Below are 20187 nucleotides of genomic sequence, written 5' to 3' on the forward strand. Positions count from 1 at the left end.
GTAACACAGGGTATGTCGTGGACGGCTTCGCGCGCGCACTCGAAAAAGCCCGCAAAGCCGCGTCCGGCAAGCCTCGCGGACGGTGCGGCCTGACGCGCCGGGAAGACGCATCGGCGCGGGCCAAGCCCGAAGCAAACCCAAAAGCAACGAGCGAGCCTAAGCATTCATGACCGACGTGATCCTGCGCAGTTCCGGCTATTCCAACTATGCGTCGCGCGCGTACGCGGCGCGTCCCGAGCTTGCATCGTATGTCGCGCAATGGGCGCGAACGCCCGTCACGCGCGAATGGATCGAAGCGCGTCTCGACGAACTCTGCGCGCGTTGCGGCGAAAGCGGCGCGCTCGACGAAGCCGCGCTCAAGACCGCGCTGCGCCGCTTGCGAACGGAAGTGTTCTGCACGGTGATGGAGCGCGATCTGTCCGGCGCCGCCGATGTCGCCGAAGTCACTGGCGCGATGACCGATCTCGCCGAAGTCACCATTCAGCGCGCGCTCGCGGTGCTGTCGGCGGATATGGAGACGCTCTTCGGCGAGCCGCGCGGACCGGACGGCGAGCGGCTCACGCTCGGCGTCGTCGGCATGGGGAAGCTCGGCGGGCGCGAACTGAATGCGTCGTCGGATATCGATCTGATCTTCGTCTATGAAGAAGACGGCGAAACGGCGGGCGGCAAACGCTCGGCGCTGACCACGCAGGAATTCTTCACACGGCTCGGGCGGCGGCTCATCGGCGCGCTCGCGGAAATGACGCAGGACGGCTACGTGTTTCGCGTCGACATGCGGCTGCGCCCGAACGGCGATTCCGGTCCGCTCGTGTGCAGCCTCGGCATGCTCGAAGAATATTTCTACGTGCAGGGCCGCGAGTGGGAACGCTATGCGTGGATCAAGGCGCGGCTCGTGTCCGAGCGCGAGAGCGATTCCGCGCAACGGCTCGCGAAGCAGCTCGACGCCATCGCGACGCCGTTCATCTATCGCCGCTATCTCGATTACGGCGTGATCGCGGCCATTCGCTCGCTGCATCAGCAGATTCGGCAGGAAGCGCGGCGGCGCGCGTCCATGCGCCCCGACAAGGCCGACGACATCAAGCTCGGGCGCGGCGGCATCCGCGAAATCGAATTCAGCGCGCAAGTGTTTCAGCTGATTCGCGGCGGACAGGCGGCGGATTTCCGCATTCGACCGACGCTCGCCGTGCTGAAGCGCGCGGCGTCGCACGGGCTCATTTCGGCGGCCGTGTGCGACGCGCTCACCGACGCGTACCGGTTTCTGAGGACGGTGGAGCATCGGCTGCAATATCGCAACGACGCGCAGACGCACGCGATGCCCGTCGCCGATGACGAACGCGCGCTGCTCGCGTCGTCGCTCGGCTTCGCGGACTACGCGGCGCTGATGACCAGGCTGGACGCGCATCGCGAATTCGTCGAGCAGCAGTTCGACGCGATCTTCGCCGACAAGGTGAGCGGCGAAAAAGGCTGCGGCGTGGCCGACGATTCCGCCGCGTCGTGGATCTGGAGCAGCGCGCTCGCCGACGATTCCGCGCAGGACGAACTCGCCGCGCGCCTCACCGAACTCGGCTTCGCGGACCCGTCGCCGGTGCTCGCGCGGCTGACGGGCGTGTGGAACTCGTCGCGCTACGCGGGCCTGCCCGAACGCAGCCGCGAACGTTTCGACATCGTCGCGCAGCGGGCGCTCGAAGCCGTGCAGTCGATCGATGCCGCGCGCCGCGGCGACACCATCGCGCGTCTCTTCGACCTGCTCGAAGCCACGGCGAAGCGCGGCGCGTATCTCGCGCTGCTGACGGAGTATCCGGCGGCGCTCGACCGCGTGCTGTCGGTGCTGTCGGGCTCGCGCTGGGCGGCGGGCTATCTCATTCGTCATCCGCAATTGCTCGACGAATTGCTCGACGACGAAGCCATCGCGAGTCCGTTCGACTGGGCCGAATTCAAGCGTTCGCTGCTCGCGCGCCTCGTCGCCGCCGAGGACGCCGAGCATCAGATGGATTTGCTGCGGCACGCGCATCAGGCCGAAGTGTTCCGCATTCTGCTGATCGATCTGGCCGGGCGCCTGAGCGTCGAGCGCGTGAGCGATCTGTTGTCCGAGCTTGCGGACGCCGTGCTCGACGTGACCGTGCAGACCGTGTGGCAGCAGTTCCCGAAGCGGCATCGCGAGACGCCGCGCTTTTCGGTCATCGCGTACGGGAAGCTCGGCGGCAAGGAACTGGGCTACGCGTCGGACCTCGATCTGATCTTTCTCTACGAGGACCCCGACGACGCCGCCGCCGACATCTACGCGATGTTCGCGCGCCGTCTCATCACGTGGCTCACGGCGGCGACGGGCGCGGGCACGCTCTTCGACGTGGACTTGCGGCTGCGGCCGAACGGCGAGTCCGGCTTTCTCGTGACGAGCCTCGATTCGTTCCGCCGCTATCAGATGCGCGAGGGCGACGCGGCCAACACCGCGTGGGTCTGGGAACATCAGGCGTTGTCGCGGGCGCGTTACAGCGCGGGCGATGCCGAGATCGGCGCGCAGTTCGAAGCGATCCGCGCGGACGTGCTCGTCACCGAGCGCGATGCGGCGGCGCTCGCACGCGAGATCGTCGCGATGCGGGAGCGCGTGCGGGCGGGGCATCCGAATCGCACGGAACTGTTCGACCTGAAGCACGATCGCGGCGGCATGGTGGATATCGAGTTCATCGTGCAGTACTGGGTGCTGCTGCACGCGCGGACGCATCGCGAGTTTCTGCGCAACGCGGGCAATATCACGCTGCTCAAACTCGCCGCGAAGAGCGGACTCATTTCAGACGATGACGCCGACGTGATCGGCGCGGCGTACCGGCATTACCGGAAGCTGCAGCACACGCTCAGGCTCGATGGAATGGAGAAGGCGCGCGTTGATCCGGATGTCGTTCGCGGCGAGCGCGAAGCGGTGACGGGGCTGTGGAGACGGGTGTTCGCGGACGGGAGTTGAGGGGCGAGAAGCAAGGGGCGAGAAGCGGCTGCGCCGATCGCCCCGCCGCTCGCCGCCTCACGCCGCCAGCATTTCCTTCGCGTGCTTGCGCGTGGTCGCCGTGATCTCGATGCCGCCGAGCATCCGCGCGACTTCCTCGATGCGCCTTGCCTTGTCGAGCGGCGTGACGGTGCTGACAGTGCCGCCCGCATCGTCGGACGATTTCGCCACTTGAAAGTGCTGATCGCCGCGCGCGGCCACTTGCGGCAAATGCGTGACGCACAACACCTGACGGTCGCGCCCGAGCTGATGCAGCAGCCGCCCGACGACTTCCGCCACGCCCCCGCCGATGCCCGTGTCCACTTCGTCGAAGATCAGCGTAGGCGTTGGGCTGGCCGTGCTCGCGATGACCGCCAGCGCCAGGCTGATACGCGCAAGCTCGCCGCCCGACGCGACTTTCGCGAGCGGCCGCAGCGCGACGCCCGCGTGACCGGCGACGCGGAATTCGACCTGCTCCAGCCCGTTCGCGCCGCCTTCCGCGAGCGGCACGAGCGCGACTTCGAAGCTGCCGCCCGCCATCGACAATTCCTGCATGCCTTCGGTGACCGCTTTCGACAGCGCCTTCGCGGCCTTCGCGCGCGTCTTCGAGAGCACTTTCGCTTCCGCGAGATACGCTTCCTTCGCGCGGTCGGCGGCGGCGTTGAGCGCGTCGAGATCGGCGGCGGCGTCGAGTTCCGCGAGCTGGCGGCGGCGCGCCTCGTGCTCTTCCGGCAGCGTCTCCGGCTGAAGGCGGAACTTGCGCGCGGTGGAATGCAACTGATCCATCCGCCGTTCGACTTGCGCGAGCCGGTCCGGATCGAGTTCGAGGCGCTGCGCGTAATGCGACAGGGAATACGCCGCTTCCTGCAACTGGATCTCGGCGGGTTCGAGCGAGGCGAGCACGTCGTTCAAGGCGGGATCGATATCGGCGAGGCTGCGCAGTTTGGAGATGATTGCGCCGAGTTGCGAAATCATCGCTTCGTCGGATTCGGAAAGCGCACCGAGCGCGTTCTGCACGCCGTCGATCAGACTCGCCGAATGCGACAGCCGATGATGCTCCGCGCTCACTTCCTCCCACTCGCCCGGCTGCGGCGCGAGCTTGTCGAATTCGCTCAATTGCCACGCGAGACGCTCGCGTTCGAGTTGCAGCTCGCGGTCGCGGCTCTGCGCGGCATCGACGGCCTGCTGCGCCTCGCGATACGCGCGCCACGCACGATTCACGGCGCCGGCGGTATCGGTTAAGCCGGCGTGCGTGTCGAAGAGTTCGCGTTGCGCATCGGGACGCATCAATAACTGATGCGCGTGCTGGCCGTGAATGTCGACGAGCATTTCGCCCACTTCGCGCAACTGCGCGAGCGTCGCCGGCGTGCCGTTGATGAACGCGCGCGAGCGTCCGCTCGAATCGATCACGCGGCGCAGCATGACCGTGTCGCCGTCCTGCGTGAGCGCATGTTCTTCGAGCCAGCGAAGCGCTTGTTCGTGCGTGCCGAATTCGGCGGTGATGTCCGCGCGCGCTTCGCCGGATCGCACGACGCTCGCGTCGGCACGCGCGCCGAGCGTGAGCGCGAGGGCGTCGATGAGGATCGACTTGCCCGCGCCGGTTTCACCCGAAAAGACCGTGAAGCCCGAATCGAATTCGATGTCGAGCGCGGCAACGATAACGAAGTCTCGAATGGAGAGATGACGGAGCATGGATGCTTCGGGATGAGAGTTCGGCGAGGTTGCGTCAGAGGGACGAGTCCTGCGAGGGATGCTCGTTCCAGTGCAGTTTCTTGCGCAGCGTGGCGTAGCTGCTGTAGCCGACCGGATGAAGCACCGGCACGGTATGGCGCGAGCGGCGCACTTCGATGGCGTCGTTCAGTTCGACGGCGGTGAACGACTGCATGTCGAAATTCACGTTCACGTCGCGCCCGCCGATGATCTGGATGGTGACCTTCGAATCGTCGGGCAGCACGATCGGCCGGTTCGACAGCGAATGCGGCGCAATCGGCACGAGCACGAAGCCCTGCAGTTGCGGATGAAGAATAGGCCCCGCGGACGACAGCGCATACGCGGTCGAACCCGTCGGCGTGGCGACGATCAGCCCGTCCGAGCGCTGGTTGTACATGAAGTGCCCGTCCACGGACACGCGCAATTCGGCCATGCCGGAAAAGCCGCTGCGATTCACCACCACGTCATTGAATGCGAGCGCGTGATAGATCGGCTTGTCGTTTCGCACGATGCGCGCTTCGAGCAGCGTGCGCTCCTCGCGTTCGAACTGGCCGGCGAGCATCTGCGGCACGCGCTCGCGCATCTCGCTGAGCGGGATGTCGGTGATGAACCCGAGCCGCCCATGATTCACGCCGATGAGCGGCGTCTTGTATGGCGCAAGCTGACGACCCACGCCGAGCATGGTGCCGTCGCCGCCGAGCACGACCGCGACGTCCGCGCGCGCACCGATTGCCGCGATCGACAACGCCGGATACTGCGTCACGCCGACATCCTTCGCCGTCCCTTCTTCGAACACGACGTCGAAGCCCTGGTTCGCAATGTGCTCCGCGAGCGATGTCAGCGGCGCCTCGATGCCGGGCGTGTTGGTTCGCCCGACGAGGGCGACGGTCTTGAATTGGCCAATTTCCATGCCGGCATTACACCATAGGTGGAAGGCGAAAAGAACCGGGACGGCGCGCGGCGACAGGCGTCATGTCGCGACGTCGGCGCGTCCTTCGTTTCTCGCTAGAATGGAGCAGACATTGAACGGCTCACGAGCGGTTCAGCCAGCGGTTTCACCACGGCGGCGCGGTCGCCGCGCCCCGATACGTTGCGCTAAAATTTGCCCATGCTAGACCCACGTGCACAAACCCTCCTCAAAACGTTGATCGAGCGCTACATCGCCGAAGGTCAGCCGGTCGGTTCGCGCACGTTATCACGGCACTCCGGCCTCGAACTCAGTCCGGCGACCATCCGCAACGTGATGTCGGACCTCGAAGACCTCGGCCTCGTCGCGAGTCCGCATACGTCGGCGGGCCGCATTCCCACGCCGCGCGGCTACCGGCTCTTCGTCGATACCATGCTGACCGTGGAAGCGCCGCAGGACGAAGCGATGACCACCGCGGTCAAGACGCGTCTTCAGGGCGAGGAGCCGCAGAAGATCGTCGCGGCGGCGGCGAGCGTGCTGTCGAGCCTGTCGTCGTTCGCGGGCGTGATCCTCACGCCGCGCCGCAGCCACATGTTCAAGCAGATCGAATTCATGCGGTTGTCGGACAAACGCATTCTGCTGATCATCGTGACGCCCGAGGGCGACGTGCAAAACCGCATGATGGCCACGCAGCGCGACTACTCGCCTTCGCAGCTCACGGAAGCCTCCAATTACATCAACGCGCATTTTGCGGGCCTGTCGTTCGACGAAGTGCGCCGCCGCCTGCGCGAGGAAATCGACCAGTTGCGCGGCGACATGACCGCGCTGATGCAAGCCGCTGTCGTCGCGAGCACGGCCGAAGCCGACCCCGGCGAAACGGTGCTGATTTCCGGCGAGCGCAACCTGCTCGAAGTGGCGGACCTGTCCTCCGACATGGCGCGGCTGCGCAAACTCTTCGACTTGTTCGATCAAAAGACGAGCCTCCTGCAATTGCTGGATGTGTCGAGCCACGCACAGGGCGTGCAGATCTTCATCGGCGGGGAATCGAATCTCGTGCCGATAGAAGAGATGAGCGTGGTGACCGCGCCGTACGAAGTGAACGGCAAGATTGTCGGCACGCTCGGCGTGATCGGCCCGACGCGCATGGCGTACAACCGCGTGATTCCCATTGTGGATATCACCGCGCGGCTGTTGTCGATGTCGCTCAGCCAGCAGTAACGCGGCTCTTGCCGCGCGGCCGGGCGCGCCGCCACTAGGCCGTTCGGCCAATGATGCGCGCGCAAACGCGCCGCTATAATGGCCTTCACCTTTCGATACCTTTCGATGCCTTCTGGCCGTCCTGCCCTATGCGTTTCGACCTCGAGTTGCCTTCGCAGCCCAGCGCTTCACATCGCGTCGCGGTGCTGCTGATCAATCTCGGCACGCCGGACGCGCCCACGCCGCGAGCCGTGCGCAAGTATCTGGCGCAGTTTCTGTCGGACCCGCGCGTCGTCGAGATTCCGTCGTTCATCTGGCAAGTCATTTTGCGCGGCGTGATCTTGCCGTTTCGCGGGCGGGCATCGGCGAAAAAGTATGCGCAGGTCTGGCTGCCGGAAGGCTCGCCGTTGCGTGTCCATACGGAAAAGCAGGTCGAAGCATTGCGGCGGCTTTTCGCGGTGAACGACTATCAGGTGATCGTCGATTACGCGATGCGTTACGGCACGCCGGGCATCGGCGCCATGCTGAATCGACTGAAGCTGGAAGGCGCCGAGCGCGTTCTTCTGGTGCCGATGTATCCGCAGTATTCGTCGTCGACGACCGCGACCGCTTTCGACGACGCCTTCACCGCGCTCAAGCGCGTGCGCAATCAGCCGGAAATCCGCACGATTCGTCACTATGCCGATCATCCGGCGTATATCGCGGCGCTCGCCGAGCAGGTTCGCGAGTATTGGCGCGTGCACGACCAGCCTGATTTCGCCGCCGGCGACAAACTCGTGCTCAGCTTCCACGGCGTGCCGAAACGCACGATGGACCTGGGCGACCCGTATCACGATCAATGTCAGTTAACCGGCTCGCTGCTCTCGGCGGCGCTCGGGCTCACGCCGGTCGAATGCCGCGTGACGTTCCAGTCGCGCTTCGGCCGCGCCGAATGGCTGCAGCCGTACACCGCGCCGACGCTCGCGGAACTGGGCGCGGGCGGCGTCGCGCGCGTGGACGTGTTCTGCCCCGGCTTCACGGCGGACTGTCTGGAGACGATCGAGGAAATCGGCATCGAAGTGCGCGACGAATTCCTGAAGGCGGGCGGCAAGCAGTTTCACCGCATTCCTTGCCTGAATGCATCGCCCGCGTGGATCAAGGCGCTGGGCGAAATCGCGGCACAACATCTGCAAGGTTGGCCGGTACAGGCCGCGCAACCCGCGACGGTTGCCGCCTGAACGCGGTCGAACGCAAGAGATTCACGCATGAACTACCAGATTTCGACGGAACCCGGCGCGCGTTTGCGCATCGATAAATGGCTGTGGGCGGCGCGCTTCTTTAAGACGCGCTCGCTCGCCAGCGACGCGGTGGAGAAAGGCCGCGTGAAGATCGGCGGCGCGAACGTGAAGCCGTCGAAGGACGTGCGCGTGGGCGATATGGTCGAGATCGATATCGAGCGGATCGTCTGGCAGGTTGAAGTGCTCGGCGTGTGCGACGTGCGCGGCCCCGCGCCGGTCGCGCAGACGCTCTACGCGGAAACGGAGGAAGGCCGCGCGAAGCGGCTCGCGGAAGCGGAGCGCCGCAAGACGTATCGCGAGCCGGCGGCCGGCATGCAGGGCAGGCCGACCAAGCGCGATCGCCGTGTCATCGACAAATTTTCAGGTTCGGATTGAAAAATTCTTCGACCGTCGCATGGACGCCGCCGTACTCGATGGTACGGGCGGTCAGTGCACCGGACATGCAGATGGTGGTCGTTCCGGCGACGAGTACCAGGGCGACCACCGCAATGGCAAAGGTCAGTTTCATGGTACCCCCGGCAAGCGGGCTGAGCGGTCGGACGACCGGACAAGGTCAGGAAACGGGCGAGGCGTAAGCGGTTTGAAGCATTCGTAGGATTAGGGTAAACGTGCTTCCTGCGATGCCTGTTCGAAGTGTAGGCGACGCCGTTCGTTCGCTCAAACTCTTTCTCGCCGCCCTGCGTTACGGCGCGTTTCGGCCGTGCGCGCTCTGATATCCGGCGCACAAAATTCGTCGGACAAAGGCTTGAAAATGTTGCCGGTGCCCCAAATTCAGCCGCTAGTGCGACGAAGTGCGGACAGTCTCACGCCTGGCCGCGCTTCTCATCCAATTCACTCACAGCAATAACATTCAGCGACATGGAAAACACGCAAGAGAATTCAGCGAGCCAGAACCCGACGCCCGCCGACGAAACCGCGCGCCAGGCCGCCGACCCGACTCAGGCAACCACGCAGGCCGCGCCGAATGCGCAGGCAGTCGCGGACGCCACACCGCAAGCCGCTTCGAACGAAACCGAAGCCGCGCTCGCCGAAGCGCAGGCCAAGGTGGCCGCGCTGCAGGAAGAATTTCTGCGCGCGAAGGCGGAAACGGAAAATGTGCGCCGCCGCAGCCAGGAAGACGTGTCGAAGGCGCACAAGTTCGCCATCGAAAATTTCGCGGAAAACCTGCTGCCGGTGCTCGACAGCCTGGAAGCCGCGCTCGCCGACCAGTCGAGCGATGTCGTCAAAGTGCGCGAGGGCGTTGAACTGACGCTGCGCCAGTTGACCGGCGCGCTGGAAAAGGGCCGCGTCACGGCGCTCAACCCGGTCGGCGAGAAATTCGATCCGCATCGCCATCAGGCCATCTCGATGGTGCCGGCGGAGCAGGAGCCGAACACGGTCGTCGCCGTGCTGCAGAAGGGCTACATCATTGCCGACCGCGTGTTGCGCCCGGCGCTCGTCACCGTCGCCGCACCGAAGTAAGACGGCCATGGGCCAGATCCCGGTCGATTCCACCGCTTTTTCCGTCTTCGGAATGCAGGAACTCGACGCCGCCGGCTTCGACGCCGGCCTGGCCTCCGCCGGGGACGAACTGGCCGTGGTGTTCTTCTGGGGCATCGACTGCTTCAACTGCGAAATCGCGAAGAAAGCGATGCTCGCGCAGCCCGACGCAATACGCGCGCTCGGGCTGACGTGGTTTCACAGCAATGTGTACGAGCATCGCGAACTCGGCCGCCGCTTCCTGCTGCACGGCGTGCCGACGTGGTTCTTCTTTCACCGCGGCAAGCGGCTCGGCCGCGCGACCGGCTGGCACGGCATCGCGCAGTTCGAAGCGGCCGTGAAGGCGGCGCGGGAGAAGATCGGCGCATCGGGACAACCGAAAAAGTTATAGACCGCATCGCATTCAGGGTCTTGAAAACGAAATCGGCGCTCCTATCTTGCGTACAGGTATGAATTTTGGGCGTTCGGCCCGGTAAATCGGCCGCAAAAGCCGGCGTGTTCCGGCCGCAGCGCCAAAGCGATCAAAGCTAGGAGAGTATAAAAAATGGGCAAAATCATTGGCATCGACCTCGGCACCACGAACTCGTGCGTGGCGCTGATGGAAGGCAATCAGGTCAAGGTCATCGAGAACTCGGAAGGCGCGCGCACCACGCCGTCGATCATTGCGTATCTGGACGACAACGAGATTCTGGTCGGCGCGCCCGCGAAGCGTCAGTCGGTCACGAACCCGCGGAACACGCTGTACGCGGTGAAGCGCCTGATCGGCCGCCGTTTCGACGAAAAGGAAGTGCAGAAGGACATCAACCTGATGCCCTACAAGATCGTGCGTCACGACAACGGCGACGCCTGGGTCGAAGCGCATGGCAAGAACCTCGCGCCGTCGCAGGTTTCGGCCGAAGTGCTGCGCAAGATGAAGAAGACCGCTGAAGACTACCTCGGCGAGCCGGTGACGGAAGCCGTCATCACGGTTCCGGCGTACTTCAACGACAGCCAGCGTCAGGCAACCAAGGACGCGGGCCGCATCGCCGGTCTGGAAGTGAAGCGCATCATCAACGAGCCGACGGCAGCCGCGCTCGCGTTCGGTCTCGACAAGGCCGAAAAGGGCGACCGCAAGATCGCCGTGTTCGACCTGGGCGGCGGCACGTTCGACATCTCGATCATCGAAATCGCGGATGTGGACGGCGAAATGCAGTTCGAAGTGCTCTCGACGAACGGCGACACGTTCCTGGGCGGTGAAGACTTCGACCAGCGCATCATCGATTACATCATCGGCGAGTTCAAGAAGGAGCAGGGCGTCGACCTCTCCAAGGACGTGCTCGCGCTGCAACGCCTGAAGGAAGCCGCTGAAAAGGCGAAGATCGAACTGTCGTCCACGGCTCAGACCGACATCAACCTGCCGTACATCACGGCGGACGCGACCGGTCCGAAGCACTTGAACCTCAAGTTCACCCGCGCCAAGCTCGAAGCGCTCGTGGAAGAACTGATCGAACGCACGATCGAACCGTGCCGCATCGCGATCAAGGACGCGGGCGTGAAGGTCGGCGAAATCGACGACGTGATCCTCGTCGGCGGCATGACGCGCATGCCGAAGGTGCAGGAAAAGGTGAAGGAATTCTTCGGCAAGGAACCGCGCCGTGACGTGAACCCGGACGAAGCCGTGGCGGTTGGCGCTGCGATTCAGGGTCAGGTTCTGTCGGGCGACCGCAAGGACGTTCTGCTGCTCGACGTGACGCCTCTGTCGCTCGGCATCGAGACGCTCGGCGGCGTGATGACGAAGATGATCAACAAGAACACCACGATCCCGACGAAGCACGCGCAAGTGTATTCGACGGCGGACGACAGCCAGTCGGCCGTGACGATCAAGGTGTTCCAGGGCGAGCGTGAAATGGCCGCGGGCAACAAGCTGCTCGGCGAATTCAACCTCGAAGGCATTCCGCCCGCACCGCGCGGCGTGCCGCAGATCGAAGTGACCTTCGACATCGACGCGAACGGCATTCTGCACGTCGGCGCGAAGGACAAGGCGACGGGCAAGGAAAACAAGATCACCATCAAGGCGAACTCGGGTCTGACGGACGCGGAAATCGACAAGATGGTGAAGGACGCCGAAGCCAACGCCGAGGAAGATCACAAGCTGCGCGAACTCGCGGATGCCCGCAACCAGGGCGACGCGCTGGTCCACAGCACGAAGAAGGCGGTCGCGGAGTACGGCGACAAGGTCGACGCTTCGGAAAAGGAAAAGATCGAAGCCGCGCTGAAGGAACTCGAAGACGCGTTGAAGAACTCGTCGAGCGACAAGGCCACGATCGAAGCGAAGGTCGAGGCGCTGGCTCAGGCTTCGCAGAAGCTCGGCGAGAAGATGTACGCCGACATGCAGGCGCAGCAGGGCGCGGCCGGTGCGGCAGCGGGTGCGGCCGGCGCGGAAGCGGCATCGGCTGGTGCGAGCCAGCAGCATGACGATGTCGTCGACGCCGACTTCAAGGAAGTGAAGAAGGACTAAGCCGCAGGGCGCGTGGATGGCAACGTTCACGCGCCCGCGGTCTTTCGCGCGGTACACGGCGCGAACAGGACCGGGACGCGTCGAGCGTCTGACGTGGAACGCGCCTGGCGAGCTTTTCGGCTCCCCGGGCACGTTGTTTTTTTGGGGCGTCTTGCTCTCAGCGGAAGTCGAGCCGGGCAGGGCGTCAGAGGTTACGCGCGGATCATCTGATCCGAGGCATCTGACAGGAACCGTCGCGGCCAAGCGCGGCGGCATGGAACCGACATGGCGAAACGGGATTACTACGACGTTCTGGGCGTCGCAAAGAACGCGAGCGACGACGAGATCAAGAAGGCGTATCGCAAGCTCGCGATGAAGTATCACCCTGACCGCAATCCGGACAACAAGAAGGCGGAAGAGAATTTCAAGGAGGCCAAGGAAGCCTACGAAATGCTCTCCGACCAGCAGAAGCGTGCCGCGTACGACCAGTACGGTCACGCGGGCGTCGATCCGAACATGGCAGGGGCGGGCGCGCAAGGCTTCGGCGGATTCGCCGATGCGTTCGGCGACATCTTCGGCGATATCTTCGGACAGACGGCGGGCGCGGGTGCGCGCGGCGGACGCGGCGGCCCGCAGGTGTATCGCGGCGCGGATCTTCGCTACAGCATGGAGATCACGCTCGAACAGGCCGCGCACGGCTACGACACGCAAATCCGCGTGCCGAGTTGGAGCAACTGCAATGTCTGTCATGGTTCGGGCGCGAAGCCGGGCACCAAGCCGGAAACCTGCCCGACGTGTCACGGCCAGGGCCAGGTGCGGATGTCGCAGGGCTTTTTCAGCATCCAGCAGACGTGTCCGAAGTGTCACGGCAGCGGCACGTATGTTCCCGAGCCTTGCACCAACTGCCACGGCGCGGGCAAGGTGAAGGAAACGAAGACGCTGGAAGTGAAGATTCCGGCGGGCATCGACGACGGCATGCGCATCCGCTCGGCGGGCAACGGCGAGCCGGGCATCAACGGCGGGCCGAACGGCGACTTGTATGTGGAGATCCACATCAAGCAGCACGCGGTGTTCGAGCGCGACGGCGACGACCTGCACTGCCAGATGCCGATTCCGTTCACGACGGCAGCGCTCGGCGGCGAAATCGAAGTGCCGACGCTCGCGGGCCGCGCGAGCTTCACGGTGCCGGAAGGCACGCAGTCGGGCAAGACGTTCCGTCTGCGCGGCAAGGGCATCAAGGGATTGCGGTCGAGCATCGCGGGCGATCTCTACGTGCACGTGCAGGTGGAAACGCCGGTCAAGCTCACCGAGCAGCAGCGCGACTTGCTCAAGCAGTTCGAGAAGTCGCTGTCGGAAGGCGGCGCGCGGCATAGTCCGCAAAGCAAGAGCTGGTTCGATCGCGTGAAGAGTTTCTTCGACTGACGCGCGCTGTCGACCAGGCAGTGACGCATCATGCGAGCATGGCCATGAAGATCGAAGCACGCAGCGCGGTGTTCGCGCTGCTCGACGATTGCGACGCGACCGCCGAAAGGCGGTCGAGTCGTTTGTACGCGGACTTCTCGCACGAGCACGTCTGCGAGGACGGGCGCGCGCTCGAAGCGGTGTGCGCGGCGATCGAACGCGATTTGCGGGATGGACTGCACGCGGTCGTCGTCGCGGATTACGAATTCGGGCGCAACCTGCAGTTCGGCGCAATCGGGCGCGGCGGCGACCATGCGTTGCGCGTGCTGATGTTTCGCTCGTGCGCGATGTTGTCCCGCGACGAAGCGACCGCCTGGCTCGCGTCGTCGCCCGGTTCGGACGAGGTCGCGGGCGTGGCGGGCATCGAGCCGGGCATCACGCGCGACGCGTTCGACGCCGCCATCGCCGCCGTGCACGAGGCGTTGGTCGAAGGCGAGTCGTATCAGATCAACTTCACGTACCGGCTCGCGTTCGATGTCTTCGGCACGCCGCTCGCGCTGTATCGGCGGTTGCGCGAGCGCCAGCCGGTGCGGTACGGCGCGTTGATCGCGTTGCCGGACGGGCGGGCGGTGGTGTCGTGCTCGCCGGAGCTTTTCATCGAGAAGCATGGCGACGTGTTGCGCGCCCGGCCGATGAAAGGCACCGCGCCGCGCGACACCGATCCCGCCGCGCTGCACGACGATCCCAAGAATCGCGCGGAAAACGTGATGATCGTCGACTTGCTGCGCAACGACATTTCGCGCGTGGCCGTCACGGGGTCGGTGCACGTGCCCGCGCTCTTTTCCGTCGAGCCGTATGCATCCGTGTGGCAGATGACATCGACGGTGGAGGCGCGCGTCGTGCCGGGCACGCCGTTCGCCGCGATCATGCGCGCGCTGTTTCCGTGCGGGTCGATCACCGGCGCGCCGAAGTACCGCACGATGCAACTCATCGATGAAATCGAAAGCACGCCGCGCGGGCTGTATACCGGCGCGATCGGCTGGCTCGATGCAAGCGGCGACTTCTGTCTCTCGGTCGCGATTCGCACGCTGGTCATCGACGCTGCCGGTGAGCGCGGCGTGCTCGGCATCGGCGCGGGCATCGTGCTGGATAGCATCGCCGAAAGCGAGTACGAGGAGTGTCTTCTGAAGGCGCGCTTCCTGACCGGCGCGGACCCCGGCTTCGAACTGTTCGAGACAACCTACGCCACGCGCGACGAACACGTGCGCCATTACGCGCGGCACGTGGCGCGCCTCGCGCAGAGCGCGGCGTATCTCGGCTTCGCGTTCGACGAGCGCGAACTCGATGCCGAAGTCGCGCGGCACTGCGCGAGCTTCGATGCGGGAAAGGCGTATCGCTTGCGCATCGCGCTCGACAAGCGCGGACGCATCGCGATGACGAGCGCGCCACTCGCGCCGTTGTCATCGGATACGGTGAATGTGATGCTCGCGTCGGATCACGGCTTCGCGGCGCAGTCGTCGCGCGACGTGCTGCTTCGCCACAAGACGACGCGCCGCGCCGACTACGATCGCGCGTGGAAAGCGGCCGAAGCCGCGGGCGCGTTCGACATGCTCTTCACCAACGAGCGCGGCGAACTCACCGAAGGCGGCCGTTCGAGCGTGTTCGTCAAGCTGGACGGCAAGTGGTGGACGCCGCCCATCGACGCCGGCGTGCTGCCGGGCGTGATGCGCGCGGTATTGATCGAAGAACTCGGCGCAGAGGAACGCGCGCTGATGCCCGCCGATCTGGACCGCGCCGAAGACGTGCTCATCAGCAATGCGCTGCGCGGCGCGGTCAAAGCCCGTCTCAGGCGCTAGATCGAGCGCATCACCACTCCGCCACGCTTCCGTCCGCGTGACGCCACACCGGATTGCGCCAGCGGTGCCCGATCTTCGCCATCTCGCGCACCTTCTCCTCGTTCACTTCGATGCCGAGCCCCGGCCCTTGCGGAATCGACACCATGCCGTCGTCGTACTTGAAGACTTCCGGATTCTTGATGTAGTCGAGCAGGTCGTTGCCCTTGTTGTAGTGAATGCCTAAGCTCTGTTCCTGGATGAACGCGTTGTAGCTGACGGCATCGATCTGCAGGCACGTGGCGAGCGCGATCGGGCCGAGCGGGCAATGCAGCGCGAGCGCGACGTCGTAGGCTTCGGCCATCGACGCGATCTTGCGGCATTCGGTCAGCCCGCCCGCATGCGATGCGTCCGGCTGAATGATGTCAACGTAACCGCCCGCCAGAATGTGCTTGAAGTCCCAGCGCGAATAGAGGCGCTCGCCGAGCGCGATCGGCGTGCTCGTCTGATTGACGATATCGCGCAACGCCTCGACGTTTTCCGAGAGCACCGGCTCTTCGATGAACATCAGCTTGTACGGATCGAGTTCCCGCGCGAGCACCTTCGCCATCGGCTTGTGCACGCGCCCATGAAAATCCACGCCGATGCCCACGTTCGGCCCGACGGCCTCGCGCACCGCGCGCACGTTGTCGATCACGCCCTGCACCTTGTCGAACGTGTCGATCATCTGCAGCTCTTCGGAGCCGTTCATCTTCACGGCCTTGAAGCCGCGTTCGACGACGGCGCGCGCGTTGTTCGCGACATCGCTCGGACGGTCGCCGCCGATCCACGAATACACCTTGATCTTGTCGCGCACCTGGCCGCCGAGCAGCGCGTGGATCGGCACGCCGTGATGCTTGCCGAGAATGTCCCACAGCGCCTGATCGACGCCCGCGATCGCGCTCATGCCGATAGGCCCGCCGCGATAAAAGCCCGAGCGATACATCACTTGCCACAGGTCTTCGATATGGCGCGGATCTTTTCCGATCAGATAGTCGGCCAGTTCGTCGACGGCGGCGGCGACCGTGTGCGCGCGTCCTTCGACGACCGGCTCGCCCCAGCCCGTGATGCCTTCGTCGGTTTCGATCTTGAGGAAGCACCAGCGCGGCGGAACGATGAACGTTTCGAGTTTCGTGATTTTCATTGCGTGTCTCCTACCGAGGGGCTCTCATGTTAGCAAAAAGCCGGGCTTCCGTCCTATTAATAGTATTATTTGACTCGGAGCAGCGTTCGACCGGCGAGTCAGATATCCGATAATCGCGCCCGTCCCTTTAGCACGACGAGGAGTTCACCATTTATCGCGATCTACATAGCCGCGTGGCGCACGAACTGGGCATGGCCATTTTGCGCGGCGACTTTCCACCGGCCTCGCCGCTGCCGCGCGAAGCGGAGTTGATGACGCACTTCGGCGTGAGCCGCACCGTGCTGCGCGAGGCGCTGCGCACGTTGACATCGAAGGGGCTGATCGAATCGCGTCCGAAAGTCGGCACGCGCGTGCGGTCCAGGAACGCATGGAATCTGCTCGACGCCGACATGCTCCTCTGGTATTCGCGCGTCGCCCCGCCCATGCAGTTCGCGCTCAAGCTCCAGGAAATGCGCGAGATGATCGAGCCCTACGCCGCGGCTCTCGCGGCGGAGAATCACGAAGCGGCGACGCTCGATTTGCTGACGCAGGCGCATTGCTCGATGGTGAGGGCGCAGAACGTCGAGGAATGGGTGCGCGCCGACCTTCAGTTCCATCTGTGCGTGCTCGGCGCATGCAGCAACGAGTTGCTCGTGCCGCTGGGCGCGCTGATCGGGCAGACGCTGGAAGGGCAGTTGCAATTGAACGCGAAGCGCGCCGAAATGTTCAACGCGTCGCAGGCGGAACACACGGCGGTGTTCGAAGCGATCGTCGCGCGCGATGCCGACGCCGCCCGTCGCGCGATGTCGGCGCTGCTCGGCGTGACGCGTGCGCGCATCGAAGGTTGACGCCGCGGGCGAAAAAAAGCGCGCGGCGATTGAATCGCCTGCGCGCTTGGCCGGTGTATCGGCGATCGATCAGGAATGCTTTTCGATCAGTTCCACCTTGTAGCCGTCCGGATCTTCGACGAACGCGATCACCGTCTTGCCGCCCTTCACCGGGCCGGCTTCGCGCGTGACCTTGCCGCCTGCCTGACGAATGCGCTCGCACGCGTCGGCGGCGCTGTCCACTTCCAGCGCGATATGGCCGTACGCCGTGCCCATCTCGTACTTCTCGACGCCCCAGTTGTAGGTGAGTTCGAGCACGCTGTTTTCGCTCTCGTCGCCGTAACCGACGAACGCCAGCGTGTACTTGTACTCGGTGTTCTCGCTCTGGCGCAGCACCTTCATGCCGAGAATGCGCGTGTAAAAGTCGATGGAACGCTGCAGGTCGCCGACGCGCAGCATCGTGTGGAGGAGTCGCATGATGGGTTTCCTGTGTGTTGACGGCGGCGCGGTTTCTCGACGGATCGCGCTCGGCCGGAATTGCGGGTTTGTGCGAAATTGTACCGTTCGATGAAATCGCGCGCTCGCCGCCCGGCCGCGCTCACAGGGCAGGCAGCAGATCCGGCGGATGATGCTTGAGCGTATGCCGCGCCTCGCGAAACTCCGGAAAGATGGATTCGACCGTCTTCCAGAAGCGCGGACTGTGATTCATCTCACGAAGATGCGCGAGTTCGTGCGCGACGACGTAATCGATGATCGACAGCGGAAAGTGAATGAGCCGCCAGTTGAGGCGAATCTTGCCGTCGCTCGAACAACTGCCCCAGCGCGTCGCCGCCGACGAAAGCGCGTACGCGCGATACTCCGCGCCCAGCTTGAGCGCATACACCGCGAGCCGCTCGCCGAAGATGCGCTTCGCCTCGCTCTGCAGCCAGCCTTGCACGCGATCCTTGATCTGCTGCGCATCCGCGAGCGCGGGCAGGGCGAGCGCGAGCACGCCGGTTTCGGCATCGAAGGAAAGTGTGCTCGCGGACGGATTCAGCGACACGCGGATGGTCTTGCCGAGAAACGGAAACTGCGCGCCGTCCTGCCACTCGATACGCGGCAGCGCACGCTGTTCGACGCGCGTCTGCCATTCGGCGAGCTTGCGAAAGATCCAGCTTTGCTTGTCGCCGATGGCGTTCTCGATGTCCGCGATCGTCACCCAGCGCGGCGCGGTGATCGTGAGCCCGGTTGCGTCGATGCAAAAGCCGATGGTGCGCCGCGCCGAGCGCTTCAGCCGATAATCGAGCGCCCGCGCGCCGAGCAGCATGCGGCGCTGGCGCACGCCGTCGGGAAGCGGCGCGGGCTTCGGAACGTCGACGGGCGGAACATCGCCGCGTAACGACGCCGGCGCGGGAGCGGGCGCGGTGGCGGGCGCATGCTCGAAGGGCAGATCGAGCTGCAGGGAATCGAGCGCGACGGCGGGGCGCTGTCGCGAGGGAGGCTTCTGCATCGGCTCGGCTTTGCGCTCACGGCGCAGAAATGACGAGAGGAACGAGTAAGGCACGCGGCTCGACCGGCTTGAAGCGTCGGAGGCGAGGCCGCGTCAGCGGCCCGCGCCCGCAGCGCCCGCCCGTTCCGGCTGCGCATTCGGCGTGGCGTAAGCGAGCGGATCGATCCGGCGCATCTCCGTTTCGATCCAGCTTTCGACGCGCACATTCACTTCTTCAGGCGAGAGTCCGGCGGTATCGATAGGCTTGCCGATCGACACCGTGACTATACCCGGATACTTGATGAACGAATTGCGCGGCCACACGTGCCCGGCGTTATGCGCGATGGGCACGACCGGCGCGCCCGTCGCGACCGCGAAGCGCGCGCCGCCCGTCTTGTACTTGCCCTGCGCGCCGACGCGCGTGCGCGTGCCTTCGGGGAACATGATGACCCACGCGCCTTCGTCCATGCGCGCGCGGCCCTGGCGCGTGACCGACACGAACGCGTCACGCCCTTGCTTGCGGTCGATATGAACCATCTTCAACAGCCCGAGCGCCCAGCCGAAGAACGGCACATAGAGCAGTTCGCGCTTGAAAACGTAGCAGAGCGGGCGCGGCATCAGCGCGGGAAAGGCCAGCGTTTCCCATGCGGACTGATGCTTCGAGAGCAGCACGGCGGGGCCGTCGGGCAGATTCTCCATGCCCTCGATCCTGTAGCGGATGCCCACGAGATGACGCAGCACGACGATCGTCGACTTGCACCAGCCGGCCGCCATCCAGTAGCGCTTGTCGGCGCGCATGAACGGAAACGCGATGAAGCAGGCGGTCGCGTACGGCACCGTGTACACGACGAAGTACAGCATCAACAGCAACGAACGGATGAAGCGCATGAAGTCTCGGCGATACGTGGCGGGGCCGGCGATCAGTCGTGATGCCGTGCGAGAAAGTCGAGCGCGAACGCGCGCAGATCCTTGTGAACCAGCGTGCCTTCGGGCAGCTTGCCTTCCGCGAGCGTCTTTTCGCCCTTGCCGGTCAGCACGAGATGAACCGGAAAGCCGAGCGCCGCGCCGGACTGAAGATCACGCAAGGAATCGCCGACGACGGGCGTATCTTCCGGATCGATCTCGAAACGGTCGATGATCTGCTGCAGCATGCCCGGCTTCGGCTTGCGGCAATCGCATTGATCTTCCGCCGTGTGCGGGCAGAAGAAGATCGCGTCGATACGCCCGCCGACGGCCGCCGCCGCGCGATTCATCTTCTGATGCATCGCGTTGAGCGCGGCCATGTCGAAGAGACCGCGCCCAATGCCCGACTGGTTCGACGCGATCGCCACGCGATATCCCGCCTGGTTCAGCCGCGCGATGGCTTCGAGACTGCCGGGAATGGCGACCCATTCTTCCGGCGACTTGATGAACGCGTCCGAATCGACGTTGATGACGCCGTCGCGATCGAGGATGACCAATCGTCTGTTCATGT

General features: G+C 64.7%; 18 protein-coding genes. 10 read left to right on the forward strand and 8 right to left on the reverse strand.

Going from position 1 to position 20187, the window contains the following annotated elements; translation table 11 throughout:
- Positions 1 to 166: 166 nt before the first annotated feature.
- The gene (glnE, locus tag NCR39_RS01770) at positions 167 to 2959 is read left to right on the forward strand and encodes a bifunctional [glutamate--ammonia ligase]-adenylyl-L-tyrosine phosphorylase/[glutamate--ammonia-ligase] adenylyltransferase (RefSeq protein WP_250450349.1); all 2793 of its coding nucleotides are present in this window, start codon (positions 167 to 169) and stop codon (positions 2957 to 2959) included.
- 57 nt (positions 2960 to 3016) lie between these two features.
- Here glnE and recN read toward each other — a convergent pair whose 3' ends face one another.
- Together recN and NCR39_RS01780 are read right to left on the reverse strand one after the other, a co-directional pair.
- Positions 3017 to 4669: a DNA repair protein RecN gene (gene recN, locus NCR39_RS01775; RefSeq protein WP_250450351.1), complete on the reverse strand. Its 1653-nt coding sequence runs from the start codon at positions 4667 to 4669 to the stop codon at positions 3017 to 3019.
- A 34-nt stretch (positions 4670 to 4703) separates the two neighbouring features.
- On the reverse strand, positions 4704 to 5597 hold the full coding sequence (locus NCR39_RS01780) for an NAD kinase (protein WP_040052930.1): 894 nt from the start codon (positions 5595 to 5597) through the stop codon (positions 4704 to 4706).
- A gap of 198 nt (positions 5598 to 5795) precedes the next feature.
- Between NCR39_RS01780 and hrcA the strand changes: the two genes are divergently transcribed.
- From hrcA to NCR39_RS01795, 3 genes are all read left to right on the forward strand, one after another.
- The gene (gene hrcA / locus NCR39_RS01785; RefSeq protein WP_250450353.1) at positions 5796 to 6812 is read left to right on the forward strand and encodes a heat-inducible transcriptional repressor HrcA; all 1017 of its coding nucleotides are present in this window, start codon (positions 5796 to 5798) and stop codon (positions 6810 to 6812) included.
- A 128-nt stretch (positions 6813 to 6940) separates the two neighbouring features.
- Entirely contained in the window at positions 6941 to 8008 is a 1068-nt protein-coding gene (gene hemH / locus NCR39_RS01790; RefSeq protein ID WP_250450355.1) for a ferrochelatase, read from the forward strand.
- A 27-nt stretch (positions 8009 to 8035) separates the two neighbouring features.
- Complete coding sequence (locus NCR39_RS01795) at positions 8036 to 8443, forward strand: RNA-binding S4 domain-containing protein (RefSeq protein ID WP_250450357.1); 408 nt, start codon at positions 8036 to 8038, stop codon at positions 8441 to 8443.
- Here NCR39_RS01795 and NCR39_RS01800 read toward each other — a convergent pair.
- Positions 8415 to 8576 carry a hypothetical protein gene (locus NCR39_RS01800; protein WP_250450359.1) on the reverse strand — a complete coding sequence of 54 codons (162 nt, stop codon included), beginning with the start codon at positions 8574 to 8576 and terminating at the stop codon, positions 8415 to 8417. The genes NCR39_RS01795 and NCR39_RS01800 overlap by 29 nt on opposite strands.
- A 350-nt stretch (positions 8577 to 8926) precedes the next feature.
- On the opposite strand from NCR39_RS01800, the gene grpE reads away from it, so the two are divergent.
- The 5 genes from grpE (at position 8927) to pabB (ending at position 15280) form a co-directional block, all read left to right on the forward strand.
- Positions 8927 to 9529 carry a nucleotide exchange factor GrpE gene (grpE, locus tag NCR39_RS01805; RefSeq protein ID WP_250450361.1) on the forward strand — a complete coding sequence of 201 codons (603 nt, stop codon included), beginning with the start codon at positions 8927 to 8929 and terminating at the stop codon, positions 9527 to 9529.
- 7 nt (positions 9530 to 9536) lie between these two features.
- Positions 9537 to 9938 carry a thioredoxin family protein gene (locus NCR39_RS01810; protein ID WP_250450362.1) on the forward strand — a complete coding sequence of 134 codons (402 nt, stop codon included), beginning with the start codon at positions 9537 to 9539 and terminating at the stop codon, positions 9936 to 9938.
- A gap of 153 nt (positions 9939 to 10091) precedes the next feature.
- The gene (gene dnaK, locus NCR39_RS01815; protein ID WP_250450363.1) at positions 10092 to 12044 is read left to right on the forward strand and encodes a molecular chaperone DnaK; all 1953 of its coding nucleotides are present in this window, start codon (positions 10092 to 10094) and stop codon (positions 12042 to 12044) included.
- Between the two features lie 264 nt (positions 12045 to 12308).
- Positions 12309 to 13445 carry a molecular chaperone DnaJ gene (gene dnaJ, locus NCR39_RS01820; RefSeq protein ID WP_040052923.1) on the forward strand — a complete coding sequence of 379 codons (1137 nt, stop codon included), beginning with the start codon at positions 12309 to 12311 and terminating at the stop codon, positions 13443 to 13445.
- A 44-nt stretch (positions 13446 to 13489) separates the two neighbouring features.
- A complete protein-coding gene (pabB, locus tag NCR39_RS01825) occupies positions 13490 to 15280 on the forward strand; it encodes an aminodeoxychorismate synthase component I (RefSeq protein WP_250450364.1) in 1791 nt (596 codons plus the stop codon).
- Between the two features lie 10 nt (positions 15281 to 15290).
- On the opposite strand, the gene dgoD is transcribed toward pabB, so the two are convergent.
- Positions 15291 to 16439: a galactonate dehydratase gene (gene dgoD / locus NCR39_RS01830; RefSeq protein ID WP_250450365.1), complete on the reverse strand. Its 1149-nt coding sequence runs from the start codon at positions 16437 to 16439 to the stop codon at positions 15291 to 15293.
- A 191-nt stretch (positions 16440 to 16630) separates the two neighbouring features.
- Here dgoD and NCR39_RS01835 point away from each other — a divergent pair, with 191 nt between their 5' ends.
- Positions 16631 to 17266, forward strand: a complete 636-nt coding sequence (locus tag NCR39_RS01835; RefSeq protein ID WP_250450366.1) for an FCD domain-containing protein — start codon at positions 16631 to 16633, stop codon at positions 17264 to 17266.
- Between the two features lie 69 nt (positions 17267 to 17335).
- Here NCR39_RS01835 and gloA read toward each other — a convergent pair whose 3' ends face one another.
- From gloA to gmhB, 4 genes are all read right to left on the reverse strand, one after another.
- Positions 17336 to 17722: a lactoylglutathione lyase gene (gene gloA, locus NCR39_RS01840; protein ID WP_250450367.1), complete on the reverse strand. Its 387-nt coding sequence runs from the start codon at positions 17720 to 17722 to the stop codon at positions 17336 to 17338.
- Positions 17723 to 17843: 121 nt separating this feature from the next.
- Complete coding sequence (locus NCR39_RS01845; protein ID WP_040053239.1) at positions 17844 to 18734, reverse strand: M48 family metallopeptidase; 891 nt, start codon at positions 18732 to 18734, stop codon at positions 17844 to 17846.
- Between the two features lie 93 nt (positions 18735 to 18827).
- Positions 18828 to 19601 (reverse strand): lysophospholipid acyltransferase family protein, encoded by a 774-nt coding sequence (locus NCR39_RS01850; protein WP_250450368.1) that lies wholly within the window; start codon positions 19599 to 19601, stop codon positions 18828 to 18830.
- 32 nt (positions 19602 to 19633) lie between these two features.
- Positions 19634 to 20185 (reverse strand): D-glycero-beta-D-manno-heptose 1,7-bisphosphate 7-phosphatase, encoded by a 552-nt coding sequence (gmhB, locus tag NCR39_RS01855; protein WP_250450369.1) that lies wholly within the window; start codon positions 20183 to 20185, stop codon positions 19634 to 19636.
- Positions 20186 to 20187 lie beyond the last annotated feature (2 nt).

It is taken from the genome of Caballeronia sp. ATUFL_M2_KS44 (assembly GCF_023630965.1).
GTDB lineage: Bacteria > Pseudomonadota > Gammaproteobacteria > Burkholderiales > Burkholderiaceae > Caballeronia > Caballeronia concitans.